The 13,891-nt window shown below is 38.2% G+C and carries 12 protein-coding genes; 7 read left to right on the forward strand and 5 right to left on the reverse strand.

Annotation, left to right across the window (positions count from 1 at the left end; genetic code table 11):
* Window positions 1-65 precede the first annotated feature (65 nt).
* Entirely contained in the window at window positions 66-821 is a 756-nt protein-coding gene (locus tag O1Q80_RS03410; protein WP_386695687.1) for a response regulator, read from the forward strand.
* Between the two features lie 18 nt (window positions 822-839).
* On the forward strand, window positions 840-2,237 hold the full coding sequence (gene cpxA, locus O1Q80_RS03415; protein ID WP_386689333.1) for an envelope stress sensor histidine kinase CpxA: 1,398 nt from the start codon (window positions 840-842) through the stop codon (window positions 2,235-2,237).
* Between the two features lie 44 nt (window positions 2,238-2,281).
* Here cpxA and O1Q80_RS03420 read toward each other — a convergent pair whose 3' ends face one another.
* Together O1Q80_RS03420 and plsB are read right to left on the reverse strand one after the other, a co-directional pair.
* Window positions 2,282-3,604, reverse strand: a complete 1,323-nt coding sequence (locus tag O1Q80_RS03420; RefSeq protein ID WP_386695689.1) for an MFS transporter — start codon at window positions 3,602-3,604, stop codon at window positions 2,282-2,284.
* Between the two features lie 29 nt (window positions 3,605-3,633).
* A complete protein-coding gene (gene plsB, locus O1Q80_RS03425) occupies window positions 3,634-6,090 on the reverse strand; it encodes a glycerol-3-phosphate 1-O-acyltransferase PlsB (RefSeq protein ID WP_386695691.1) in 2,457 nt (818 codons plus the stop codon).
* 158 nt (window positions 6,091-6,248) lie between these two features.
* Here plsB and O1Q80_RS03430 point away from each other — a divergent pair, with 158 nt between their 5' ends.
* Window positions 6,249-7,334, forward strand: coding sequence for a metallophosphoesterase (locus tag O1Q80_RS03430; protein ID WP_386695693.1), 1,086 nt, complete (start codon window positions 6,249-6,251; stop codon window positions 7,332-7,334).
* Window positions 7,335-7,384: 50 nt separating this feature from the next.
* On the opposite strand, the gene proB is transcribed toward O1Q80_RS03430, so the two are convergent.
* Window positions 7,385-8,491 (reverse strand): glutamate 5-kinase, encoded by a 1,107-nt coding sequence (gene proB, locus O1Q80_RS03435; RefSeq protein ID WP_386695695.1) that lies wholly within the window; start codon window positions 8,489-8,491, stop codon window positions 7,385-7,387.
* Between the two features lie 151 nt (window positions 8,492-8,642).
* Here proB and O1Q80_RS03440 point away from each other — a divergent pair, with 151 nt between their 5' ends.
* A complete protein-coding gene (locus O1Q80_RS03440; protein WP_386689344.1) occupies window positions 8,643-9,428 on the forward strand; it encodes a threonine/serine exporter family protein in 786 nt (261 codons plus the stop codon).
* Window position 9,429: 1 nt separating this feature from the next.
* Window positions 9,430-9,894 carry a threonine/serine exporter family protein gene (locus O1Q80_RS03445; protein WP_386689346.1) on the forward strand — a complete coding sequence of 155 codons (465 nt, stop codon included), beginning with the start codon at window positions 9,430-9,432 and terminating at the stop codon, window positions 9,892-9,894.
* A gap of 76 nt (window positions 9,895-9,970) precedes the next feature.
* Here the strand turns inward: O1Q80_RS03445 and O1Q80_RS03450 are convergent, their stop codons facing one another.
* Window positions 9,971-10,546, reverse strand: a complete 576-nt coding sequence (locus O1Q80_RS03450) for a thymidine kinase (RefSeq protein WP_386689348.1) — start codon at window positions 10,544-10,546, stop codon at window positions 9,971-9,973.
* Between the two features lie 26 nt (window positions 10,547-10,572).
* Window positions 10,573-11,607 (reverse strand): tRNA (adenosine(37)-N6)-threonylcarbamoyltransferase complex transferase subunit TsaD, encoded by a 1,035-nt coding sequence (gene tsaD, locus O1Q80_RS03455; protein WP_386695697.1) that lies wholly within the window; start codon window positions 11,605-11,607, stop codon window positions 10,573-10,575.
* A 204-nt stretch (window positions 11,608-11,811) separates the two neighbouring features.
* On the opposite strand from tsaD, the gene rpsU reads away from it, so the two are divergent.
* A complete protein-coding gene (rpsU, locus tag O1Q80_RS03460) occupies window positions 11,812-12,027 on the forward strand; it encodes a 30S ribosomal protein S21 (RefSeq protein WP_132302146.1) in 216 nt (71 codons plus the stop codon).
* 101 nt (window positions 12,028-12,128) lie between these two features.
* Window positions 12,129-13,877 carry a DNA primase gene (gene dnaG, locus O1Q80_RS03465; RefSeq protein WP_386695699.1) on the forward strand — a complete coding sequence of 583 codons (1,749 nt, stop codon included), beginning with the start codon at window positions 12,129-12,131 and terminating at the stop codon, window positions 13,875-13,877.
* The last annotated feature ends 14 nt before the right edge of the window (window positions 13,878-13,891 follow it).

Below are 13,891 nucleotides of genomic sequence, written 5' to 3' on the forward strand. Positions count from 1 at the left end.
TGCAAGCAATGTCGAACATTCCAGTAGAATTTCTTGACCACTGTTGAGTAATTTAGGAGATCATAATGCCTTTATTGTTAGTTGATGATGACCAAGATATTCGTTCGTTATTAGCAGATTTGTTATCCTTGGAAGGATTTCATGTGGATGAAGCGGAAAACGGCAAGGTAGCTTTAGAGAAATTAGCGGAAAATAGTTATCGGCTTATTTTATTGGATATTATGATGCCTGTCATGGATGGTATTGAAACTTTAAAAGAGATTCATAGACTTTATAATACACCAGTGCTAATGTTGACTGCTCGTGGCGATGATTCGGATCGTATTCAAGGTTTAGAATTAGGTGCAGATGATTATTTAGCCAAACCTTTTAATGATCGTGAATTGATTGCTAGGATTAGGGCTATTTTGCGGCGTACGGATACCAATGTCGCTTTGAATACTCAAAATATTATTAATTTTGAGGGATTAATTTTAAATACCGCGACTAAACAAGCAAGCTATAAAGGAAAATCATTAGAATTGACCGCCACGGAATTTGGATGTTTAGAACTTATTGTGTCACAAGTGAATTTAGCAGTTAGCAGAGATGATTTAAGTCTGAAAGTATTGGGTAAACCGCTTTCTCCGTATGATCGCTCCATTGATGTTCACATGTCAAATTTACGTAAAAAGTTACCACCAAGAGAAAATAATGATTTGTGGTTCAGAACACTGCGTGGACGGGGTTATGTCATGCTCTCGGATGAATACTGTTTTAATCATAATGAACAAGATGAAAATGCTTCTCAAGATGATAAATTCGGGAGGGTAATTGTATGATTTATAAGGAAAATTGTGATGACCGAGGCAGTAATGAGAGTTACTGTTAATTTTCTTTCGGCTAAGATTTTTATTTTATTTTGGTGTGTTTTTGGATTATTGCTATTAACTGTGTATTTTGTTCCACAATTAGATACACGTTTATATATGGATTTAACTTCTCAAGATATAAATAAATACCAACAAGATATTATTACTGCGGTGAGAACCCAGCAATTTTCTCGTCTATTAGAAATGCCAGAAAATCCTATTGAAGAAAAGTTAGATTTTCCGCGTCCAGTATTGATGGATAGCGAGAGAAATATTATCGGTGCAAGAGATAATGAAATTAACTATATCCGAGATTTTATGTACCATTCTAATGATGTGTTACATCCACAGTCTAAAGCTTTCCGTAGCCTTTTGATAGCAGGACCTTTTAGTATTCATTTGACTAACCAAGATCAACAAGTTGAGTACTTTGCTTATTTTGTTACCCATGTGGATCCACAAAAGATTATAGTCAATTATATTTTTGATCATCCATGGTTTTTAATCATGCTATTAATGTTGGTTTCTACGCCAATTTTAGTTTGGTTATCTTATAGTCTAACTCAACCTATTAAACGCTTACAACGAGCGGCAAATGCAGTGGCATTGGGGGATTTTAGGGTTAATAAAGAATTAGAGGACACAGGTGTAGTTGAACTTCGTCAAGTGGGAGCAAGTTTCAATCAGATGATACAATCTTTGGTTGATGTGATTGATACCAGACAGTATATGATGTCGGTAGTATCACACGAGTTACGTACACCATTGACACGTTTGCAATTAGCCGCAGGATTAATTCGGCGGAAGATGGGGGATAGTAAGGAATTAGAGCGGATAGAGATGGAAACTAGCCGTTTAAATCAAATGATGAATGATTTGTTGTTAATTTCTGCCGCAAAAATGGAAAGTAGCCTATATCGAAAATGTGTTTCTTTGTCACAGATTTGTGAGAATGTATTAGATGATGCTGTGTTTGAAGCCAAAGAATTGAAGATTGAGATGCGTATCAAGCAGGAAATTAAATCACCAGAAAAATATTTTCTTTATGGTAACTTAGAAAGTTTATCCAGTACACTCGAGAATTTGATTAGAAATGCCTTGAAATATACTAAGTCCATTGTAGAAGTGAGTTTTGTGTTACGAGGTGGTCAGGTATTTATTATGATTGATGATAATGGTGAGGGATTATCGGAATCCGAGTATAAACATATTTTTAAACCATTTTATCGTGTTGATGAAGAGCGTACCCAAGTGAAAAAAGGGTTAGGCTTAGGATTAACGATTGTATATAGTACAGTAAAATCACATCAAGGCGAGGTCTGGGCAGAAAAAAGCTACTTAGGTGGCTTACGTATTGTCATGAAATTGCCATTTTGGCGAGATTAATTCACTCAAAACTAATCCCCACCAATTTGTGGGGATTGTTAGTATTACACGGATTGAATTTTAGTTGGTTGTTTTAGGAAATATAAAGCAATGACTGCAATCAATAATACAAACCCAACCGCAATATATAAACTTTGTTTTTGCCAGCCTAAATCTAATAGAGAACCTGCAATGGTTGGTGCTAAGATAGAACCAACACGCCCCATGCCAATCGACCAACCGACCCCAGTACTACGAATATCTGCGGCATAGATATTAGGATTTAATGTATATAATCCACTAATACAACCATTCATCAATGCCCCAACTAATACGCCGAATACCATGGCTAACCATAAAATAGAAGACGAGAAAATAAAGATGATAATCGCACAAGATGATAGAATAGTAAATAAAATCAACACATTACGAGCAGACCAACGGCTAGCTAGTAAACCATAACATAAAGATCCTATAGTGCCACCGATAGAGATCATCATGCCCACTACGATACTTGCATTTTCACTCATGCCAGCTTCTTTTAATAAGGCGGGAGTCCATGAACTGACGAAATAGAAACTGAACATAATTGCAAAAAATGCAGTCCAGATAAGCAAAGTGGAACGTAAGTATTGTGCATTGAATAATTGTGAAATAGGTAATTTTTTCACCGCACTTAGGCTAGGATTTTGCGTTGCTTTTTCTGGTAATGCCCAGTCTTTACCGAAGCCCATTTTCTGGGTAATTTTATTTAAACGTTTTTGGGCGTTGAACGGTTGTTTATTTAATAGAAAATCAATAGATTCAGGCAACCAAGCTAATAAAACCAGAAGACATAATCCAGTTAATCCAGCACCAGCTAGATAAACGGCACGCCAACCATAGACATCTTGTAACCCAACAGCAAAGAAACCGCCTAATACTGCACCAACCCCAAAGCCAGCCGCATAAACACTAATCGCAAAGCTACGCCATTTACGTGATGAATATTCGCTGGTAAGAACGTTGGTTCCAACCAGAATACCACCGACCCCAAGACCTGTAAGTAAACGCCAGCCAAATAAGGCTTCGTGGTGTTCAATAAAGGCAGAACCGAACATCCCCACCGCAGACAACGCAATGGCAATTAATAATAGTGGACGGCGACCGATTTTATCCGCCAGTGGTGCTAAAAATAACGATCCAGCCGTCATACCGATTAGCCCTGCACTCAGTAAATAGCCAAGTTGTACGCCAGTTAGGGCAAATTCTGCTTTGATAGATGATGCGGTAAAAGCAAGGGCTAATACATCAAAACCATCTAATAGGTTCATAATAGCTGCCATCACCACAATCGCCCATTGATAACCCGACATTGGGCTATGATCGATTTTTTCTCTTAAATTCATAGAGATTCCTTAGGAAAATATAAAAATAATTAAACGTTGTCTTCCGTTTTATCTTCTGGGTTAATTTCTTCTGTTTTTTCCACCGCACTTTGAATGGTTAAATTAATTTCTGCGGAAATTAAACGCATGAAAATGTCGGATAATTCTTGTAATTTAGCTAAATCTGCATTGCCATTTTCATCAAAATAACCGTTGTTTTTCAAACTATTAATAAAACCAGAGAAGACCGCTTTATCAAAGAATTCAGGGGCATTGATACCATGTAATACGGATAAACGTTGGGCGATAGATTGACTTTCTTTTTCTAAACTCGTGCGAGACATCGCGGGATCGTTACACAACAAGCTCACCGCAATTTGGTAGCGTTGCAGAATTTCACGCATACCCGCTGACCAAAGTTGTAAGCTCCGTACTTTTGGACGATTAATAATGAGTAAAGTATCGTTAGATTTAATTAATTCTTGGCGATTGAGTTCATTAATAATACTTTCAATCTGTAGCTCTAATTCTTCTTCACTAAAATGCAAAAATAATTCTGCACGTAAGAACGGATAAATTTTCTCTACTGCATCAATCACTAAATCTTGTTGGATCGCTCCATAATGCAATACGATACTTGCCACTAAAGACGGCAACACAAATAAATGCTGGATATTATTACGATAATAGGTCATTAATACCGCTGAATTACGTTCCAAACGAACAATTTCGCCAAAGTTATCTTTTTCAGTTAATACCCCCACACGATCTAAACTTAACACATGATTTAACATTTGTTCAGGGCTTTCCGCTGGTATAATCATATCTTGCGAATACGGGGTATTTTGCAATAATTGTTGATAGCTTTGTAACTGTTCTAATAACTGTTCACGAGTTAAAGCCCGTTGACGAGAAGATAATAATGCGGTTCCCGTCAGATTCATGGCATTTACTGCAGCCGCATTATTAATATTGACCATCACCTGATTAGATACTTGATCCACCGCTTGATTAAACCAAGCAGGACGTTCTTCTTGGTTGGTTTGTTTCCAGTCTGGATAATGTTGAGTTAAATAATTATTCAATGAAATAGGCTCACCAAAATTCACATAGCCTTTACCGAGATTGCGTAATTTTTTAATCACACGCAATACCAAGCCTGCATTTTCTTTTTCTTTCGCTGCACCACGCAATTCTTTTGCGTAAGTATCTACTTCTAACACATGTTCATAGCCTACATACACGGGGACAATAGAAATTGGGCGAGTTTGCCCTTGTTGTAAGGCTTGCAACGTCATTGACACCATGCCAGTTTTGGGGGCAAGCAAACGCCCAGTGCGTGATCGTCCTCCCTCGATAAAGAATTCCACCGCATAACCACGATGAAATAATTCCGCTAAATATTCACGGAATAGCGTTGAATATAGACGATTACCTTTGAATGTACGGCGAATAAAGAAAGCACCACCACGGCGGAATAATCCTCCCACAGGCCAGAAATTCAAGTTAATTCCAGCGGCGATATGCGGTGTTACTAAGCCTTGATGATACAACACATAGGATAATAATAAATAGTCAATATGACTACGATGGCATGGAATATACACGATTTCATGCCCTTCCAAGGCTAATTTACGGACACGATCTGCGTGCTGGACTTCAATTCCTTGATATAATTTATTCCACAACCAACGTAAAAAACGATCGGCTAAACGTAAGCCCTCATAACTTACATTAGCGGCGATCTCGTCAAGAATTTTTTCGGCTTCTTTGGTCGCTTTTTCTTTGCTTATGTTTTTAGATTTTACTTCATCATCAATGGCTTGCAAAATGGTTGGCGATTGCAATAATTTTTTAAACATAGCTTGACGATTAGGCAATCTAGGACCAGCCGCCGAAATACGTTGTTTGGCAAAGTGTATTTTGGCGACACGAGCCAATTTTTGGGCAATTTTTTCGTCCGAACCATGCTCATCGACCATATAACGCAAAGAAACAGCTTGAGAAAAACGGACAAAGGTATCACGTCCAAACCAAAGAATATTGAAAGTTTTTTGGACACAATTCAGTAAACGCAATTTGGGTAAACCGTTTTTATCTTCTTGCCCTGGGGAACGTCCCCACAATACTGATACTGGCACAAGTTGTACATTTAAATCCGCCAAAGTGCGGTGTAATTCAAGATATTTATAAAACACTTTTTCCGTTTCTTGCTTCGCACCCTTGGATTTAAAGAAACTATGCCCTTCATCTAAAAACACATAACGTGGCACTTTTTCGCCATTGATTTCATTCGGTTGTAACGGATCAGGTAAGCCCACATGTAAACAGTTGCGTTGAAAAATCACTAAATCAGTTTGTGATGTATAAGGTAATACATAAACAAAAGGCTGATGAATATCAAGATTCAATTCAGCAATCGGGTGATGAGGAATAGGATTATTTTTCACAAAAAACGACAGTGGAATACCTAACATTTTACGGTATAATTTAGTTAATGTTGACATTGAAAGAATCCTTCATTTTTTATCAATTTTTATTAGTTTAGCATAGCCTAGGGCTATCTTTCAAAAATACTTATTGTCGAGAGAATAGAAGCGTATTAATATAATGCAACTTTTAACTGCCCTCGCTTTGGGGGCATTATTTTTGGGAGAAAAACAGATTGGAAACACGTTATTATGTTATTTTTGCTGTAACTATACTGGCGTTACAGGTACTTATTTATATTTTTAACCGAACCTTAGGTTGGCTTTATGGCGGTGTATTATCACAAAAAGGTCGCTATATTTTTGTGTTTACCAGCTATGTATTCACTAATTCAGTCGCCATTCTAACTGCCACTAGGTTATTCCCAATGTTTCGCCTATTGCCATTTATCATGGTATTCTTGCTGTTTTCGCTTTTTGTTAGCCTTGCTCTAGTATTATTGGCATGGGTATTCAAAAATTACAGCAAAATTCACCGCACTTTGGCTTGGTTATATCCTATTGGCATGGCAGGGTTAATCGGATTAGGTGTGTATAACGCTTATACGCCACAAATAGTCCATTATCAAATCACCCTTGATAAACCGATAAGACCATTACGTATCGGCATGGCAAGCGATTTTCATTTAGGCAAATTGTTCGGTGCCAAACAGCTTGATCAATTAGCGGAGATTTTTAATCAACAAAAAGTCGATCTCATTTTGCTACCAGGTGATATTATGGACGACAATGTCGATGCCTATTTAAGTCAAAAAATGCAACCGAGTTTAGCTAAATTACAAGCCCCTTTAGGCGTTTATGCGACCTTAGGCAACCACGATTTCTTTGGCGATCAACAACGGATTGCGGAACAGATTAAACAAGCTGGTATCAAAGTATTGTGGGATCAAACAGAAACCATTAATAATGAATTTGTGATTGTTGGGCGTAATGATGATTTAGTCAAAGATCGCCCGAGTACCGCACAGTTAATTCAGTCCGTGGATACTCGTTTACCGATTTTTGTATTAGATCATCGTCCGACAGAAATTGAACAAATTTCGCAATTACCCGTGGATTTACTGGTCGCAGGTCATACTCACAACGGGCAAATTTTTCCTGCTAATTTTATTACTAAATTAATTTACCGCCTTGCTTATGGTCATGAAAAAATTGGCAACGGGCATTTTATTGTCACCTCAGGCTATGGCTTTTGGGGAGTTCCAATGCGATTAGGAACGCAATCGGAAGTGGTGATTATTGATGTGAAAGGGAAAGAGTGAGCAAAGAATAACAGTAGGTGTGTGCAAACACACCTAGCTGATGCAGATTATTATTTTTTCAATACCACCATATCATCACGATGCACCGCTACTGCTCCATATTCATAACCAAGAATTTGTTCAATCTGTTGCGATTTCTTACCTTGAATAAGTTTTAACGCATCACTGTTATAGCGTGGCATACCAAGGGCAATGTCTTTACCGCTTTGAGTGCGGATTTTGACCACTTCACCACGGGAAAAACGTCCTTCAATGGCGACAATGCCAGCAGGTAGTAAAGATTTTTGTTGAATTAACACCGCACTTTCTGCTCCGTCATCAATAATAATGCTGCCAGCAGATGGAGCAGCAAATAGCCATTGTTTACGGCTTTCTAGGTGTTCGGCTGGGATAGTGAATTTGGTACCAATAGCTTGCTCATAGGCTAAATCCACAATCACATTTTCACGATTGCCTGATACGATAATGGTTTCAATACCTGAACGCGTTGCTACATCTGCGGCGGTAATTTTAGTTGACATACCGCCAGTCCCCAAATTTGTTCCACTGCCACCTGCGATTGAGCGAATATGATCGTTAATTTGTGCCACCACTGGAATTAATTTTGCGTCAGGGTTTTTACGTGGATCGCTATCAAATAAACCTTGCTGATCAGTCAATAAATAAAGTTGATCGGCTTGCACTAAAATAGCCACTAATGCCGATAAATTATCATTATCGCCCACTTTTATTTCAGCGGTAGCTACCGCATCATTTTCATTAATTATCGGAATAATTTGATTATCTAACAGAGCATGCAAAGTATCTCTTGCATTGAGAAACCGCTCACGGTCTTCAATATCCGCACGGCTTAATAAAATCTGTCCAACATGAATGTCATAAATAGCAAACAGCTGTTGCCACGTTTGAATTAACTGGCTTTGTCCAACTGCCGCCAATAATTGCTTTGAAGCGATTGTCGGGGGTAATGTGGGGTGGTTTAAATAATCACGCCCAGCCGCAATGGCACCAGAGGTAACAATAACTAGCCGAAAACCTGCTTGATGAAGTTGAGCAAGTTGACGTACAATTTCAATCATGTGTGGACGATTTAATTTTGGCGAACCTTGTGTTAAAGTACTGGTGCCAAATTTTACAACAATAGTTTTTTGATTCATTATAGTAACTCTTAAAAAAATGATGTGCTAAATTAGCATTAAAATCTGTAAAAATCACGTAATTTTGACCGCACTTTATTGATTTAACACAATTCTTTTTACTGGCAAGAAAGCATATAATAAGACAATTCAATATTTATGGAAATTCACTATGGTAGAAAAACAACAACTTGAAGAACATCAGCGAGAGATAACACGGCTTTGTATTTTGGTGGCACAATTATTGTTACAACATGGTGCAGAAAGCACGGTGGTTTCACAAAGTGCCATTCGGTTAGGTAAGGCATTAGGTGCGACAACGGTAGAATGTGCTTTAACACCTAATGCAATTATTTTAACTACGGTATTAAATGAACATTGTATTACCACCACCAGACAAAATGTAGATAAAGGCATTAATATGCAAGTGGTAACGGCGGTGCAACGTATTGTGATTGCAGCGGAGCATCATATTTATGATATTCACTTGGTACGAGATAAGTTAGAACAGATTAAACCGTTAAAATACAACCGTTGGCTGGTGGTGTTTATGATAGGGTTATCCTGTGCTTGTTTTTCCCATCTTTCTGGTGGTAATCATGTTATCTTTGGGATTACTTTTGTAGCCTCTGCGATTGCTATGTTTGTGCGTCAAGAGTTAGCTAAACGACATTTTAATCCGCTTATTGTGTTTAGCGTAACTGCTTTTGTCGCCTCATTAATTGCAGGATTAGCATTAAAATACAATTTAGGCAATAATCCACAGATTGCCCTTGCTTCTAGCGTGTTATTATTAGTCCCTGGTTTTCCATTAGTTAATTCATTAGCTGATATTCTCAAAGGACATATAGGTATGGGCTGGGCAAGATGGACTTTGGCGACAGTATTAACTTTCGGGGCTTGTATGGGTATCGTACTCGCTTTAAATCTATTACACATCACACATTGGGGAAACTAAAATGGATTTAATTTTGTTATTACTTGATGATATGTTTTTTGCCGCCATACCCGCAGTGGGTTTTGCCTTGATTTTTAATGTGCCACCTAAGGCATTGATTTATTGTGGCGTGTTAGGTGCATTGGGACACAGTTTCCGTACGTTATTATTGCATTTTGATGTATCTTTAGTGCTTGCCACAATGTTGGCTTCTGCGTTAATTGGTTTTGCTGGGGTGCATATTTCGCAACGTTATTTAGCTCACCCTAAAGTATTTACTGTGGCGGCAATTATTCCTATGATTCCGGGAATTTATGCTTATAAAGCGATGATTGCGATTGTGCAAATCAACTATCAGGGTTATACCCCAGAATTGTATGAACACATGATTAACGATTTTATTAAAACAGGATTTTTGCTCGGAGCTTTAGTATTTGGCTTGGCGTTACCGAGATTAATGTTTTATCGAAATACGCCAGTGGTTTGATTTTCGCTTAAAAGTGCGGTGTTTTTATTGATAATTTCTGTTGAAATTGTTTTGAAATTTTCACCGCACTTTTTGCTTACTCAATCATTTCCTTATAGTGTCGCCGACAAACGGAGAGATATTTATCATTTCCGCCAATTTCAATTTGTTTTCCGTCTTTTACGACTTCACCTTGTTCATTTAAACGCAACACAAAATTTGCTTTGCGACCGCAATAGCAAATGGTTTTCAGTTCTTCTAATTGATCCGCCCACGCTAATAAATATTGGCTACCCTCAAATAAATTCGCCTGAAAATCCGTGCGTAAGCCGTAACATAACACGGGAATATTCAATTTATCCACCACATCACTTAATTGACGAACCTGTGCTTGACTAAGAAATTGAGCTTCATCGACTAAAATACAGTGTAATTTTTCATGCTCTAAATGTTGCTTGATTTCTTGCCATAGATTACTGTTTTTATTAAATAATTTAGCCGCCTGACTGATGCCAATACGGGAGGTTATTCGCCCTACCCCAAAACGATCGTCAATCGCTGCGGTATAAAGCAACACGTTCATTTGACGTTCGACATAGTTGTAGGCGGATTGTAACAGGGTAGTGGATTTCCCTGCGTTCATCGTGGAGTAATAAAAATAAAGTTTAGCCATAAGTGCGGTGTTTTTTGGTTAAGTTTTTAAATAGACGCTAATTCTGTCATTGCCCAGCGTGGTTTTACCTCAATCGCTAAATCCGATTGTTCGCCATTTTTTAAGCGTAAAAAACCCACGTAAGCAATCATTGCTCCGTTGTCGGTACAAAATTGCGGAGCAGGGTAGAATACTTGCCCTTTGAGTTGTTGCATTAATTGTTGTAAACCTTGGCGTAATTGCCTGTTAGCACTGACACCACCAGCGATGACTAAGCGATTGTAGCCTGTTTGTTTTAAGGCTCGTTTGCATTTAATCGCTAAAGTATCCACCACTGAAGTTTGAAAAGCATGGGCAATGTCAGCTTTGTCTTGTTCGCTCAATTCGCCTTGTTGTTTGATTAATTGATTAATCGTATTGGCAGCAGCGGTTTTTAAGCCAGAAAAACTGAAATCCAAGCCAGGGCGATCGGTCATGGGTTTCGGGAACACAAAGCGTCCTGTCGTGCCTTTTTCAGCTAAACGAGAAAGTGCAGCACCACCTGGGTAATCTAAACCGAGTAATTTGGCTGTTTTATCAAAGGCTTCACCTGCTGCGTCATCAATACTTTCACCTAATAATTGATAACACCCTACGCCCTCCACTTGCACCAGTTGCGTATGCCCTCCCGATACCAACAATGCCACAAAAGGAAACTGCGGTCGATTTTCGGGCAGTTCTAACATGGGGGCGAGTAAATGTCCCTCCATGTGATGCACACCGATAGCAGGAATATTCCAAGCATAAGCAAGCGAACGAGCAATAGTCGCTCCCACTAATAAAGCTCCCACTAAACCTGGTCCAGCAGTATAAGCAATACCATCAATGTCTTGAGCGGTTAAATTTGCTTGTTGCAAGGCTTGCTGAATTAAAGGTAAGGTTTTGCGAATATGATCACGTGAGGCAAGCTCGGGAACGACCCCCCCATAATCAGCGTGCAGATCGATTTGGCTATAAAGTTGATTGGCGATTAAGCCTTGTTGTTCATCATAAATGGCAACACCTGTTTCATCACAGGAGGTTTCAATGCCTAGAATTTTCATGAAATGCTCTTTATTTTGTTATTCTTCTAAAAATTAGGTAAGATTTTACCGCACTTTGGCAAATTTGCACAGAAAAGATCAAATTCAGGCTTTACTTTTAGGGGCAAATTAGATTAAAATTGCGACCTTTATTGAGTAAGTTACTCAGTAATTTTGCAAAATTAACTAAACTTATTTATCAAATTTTAATAGAGGTGATGGCTTATGCCAGTAATTAAAGTTCGTGAAAACGAATCATTTGACGTTGCATTACGTCGTTTCAAACGCTCTTGCGAAAAAGCAGGTATTTTAGCTGAAGTGCGTGCTCGTGAATTTTACGAAAAACCGACTACTATTCGTAAACGTGAAAATATCTCTCGTGCAAAACGTCACGCGAAACGTGTTGCTCGTGAAAACGCTCGTAATACACGTTTATATTAATTAGAAGTTTTAATTAACACTTGAGTTAAACAAACCGTGAAACCTTTTCGGAATCACGGTTTTGTTCATTTAATTAGTTTGCTAATTCATGAGGATTAACTATGGCGGGTTTGATTCCACGTTCTTTTATTAATGATATTATTGCTAAAGCAGATATTGTTGATATAGTTAATTCTCGGGTCAAATTGAAAAAGGCTGGCACCAATAATTATCAAGCGTGCTGTCCATTTCATCACGAAAAAACACCCTCTTTTACGGTTAGCAAAACCAAACAGTTTTATCATTGTTTTGGTTGTGGGGCTCACGGTAATGCGTTAAGTTTTTTAATGGAATATGACAAACTTGAATTTGTGGAAGCGGTAGAAGAATTAGCCAATATACTTGGCTTAGATGTACCAAGAGAGGAAACTCGTGGTAAATCGGATAAGCCTTATGTTAATTATCAGACTAAGAAAGATCTTTATCAATTAATGCAAGAAATTGCTGAACTTTATCAGCAACAACTGCCGAAATCTCAGTTAGCTCAAGACTATTTACAACAACGAGGTTTGTCTAAAGAAATTATTCAGCGTTTTTCTATTGGTTTTGTGCCAGATAGTTATGATTTAGTGGTGCGTCAATTTGGTCATAATAAGGAAGAACAAGAGCGGTTATTTTCCTTGGGTATGGTAAAACGTAGCGAGCGTGGTAAGGTTTATGACACGTTCCGTAATCGAATTATGTTTCCAATCCGTGATCGTCGTGGACGAGTGATTGCTTTTGGGGGACGGGTGATCGGCGATGGTACACCCAAATATCTTAACTCACCTGATACTGTAACCTACCATAAAGGTAATGAACTTTATGGATTATATGAAGCATTGAAAATTAATGATAGTCCTGAACAACTATTAGTCGTTGAGGGCTATATGGACGTGGTAGCATTGGCTCAGTTTGATGTGAATTACGCTGTGGCTTCTTTAGGAACAGCCACTACGCCAGAACAAATTAACCAGATTTTTCGTTCTACCGAGCAGGTGATCTGTTGTTATGACGGCGATCGGGCTGGACGAGCAGCCGCATGGCGAGCTTTAGAAAATGCGTTGCCTTATTTGGAAGATGGTCGTCAGTTGAAATTTGTGTTTTTACCTGATGGCGAAGATCCTGATACCTACATTCGTCAATATGGCAAACAACAATTTGAAGACTATTTACAACAGGCACAATCTTTGAGCGATTTTTTATTTGATCATTTACTCAAAGATGTCAAATTAGCAACCAAAGAGGGTAAAAGTAAGCTGGCAGCATTAGCCGTACCATTAATTGAACGTATTCCTGGAGAAATGTTGCGGATTTATTTGAATAATATCTTAGCCAGTAAGTTAGGTATTATTGATCCTAAACAAATTGAAGCTCTCTTAGCACAACCGCAACAAAAAAGTGCGGTGCAAAAAATGCCAGAAGTAAAGCGTACCCCTATGCGATTGTTGATAGCTTTATTATTACAAAATCCAGAGCTGGCTCAATTAGAATATGATGTGTCGGATATTGCGAGTTTAAATGAACCGGGATTAGCGTTGTTTGATAAATTAACTCGGGTTTGTCGGGATAATGTCGGCATTACCTTAGGGCAAATATTAGAATATTTTCGTGATACAGAAGATTATAAGCCCCTTGAAATTTTATCAACTTGGGATCATTTAATTGAGGAAGAACAGATTAGTACGACTTATATTGAAACCTACGAATTTTTGTTAGCCCAAATTATTGAACGTAGAATTGAGCAATTAATTGCTAAAGATCGTACTGAAAGTTTAGATTCAGAAGAAAAACAGGAACTTTTCAAATTACTCAGTGGACGAGCAAAATAAATAATAGTGAAATA

This window comes from Lonepinella sp. MS14435, assembly GCF_042485795.1.
GTDB lineage: Bacteria > Pseudomonadota > Gammaproteobacteria > Enterobacterales > Pasteurellaceae > Lonepinella.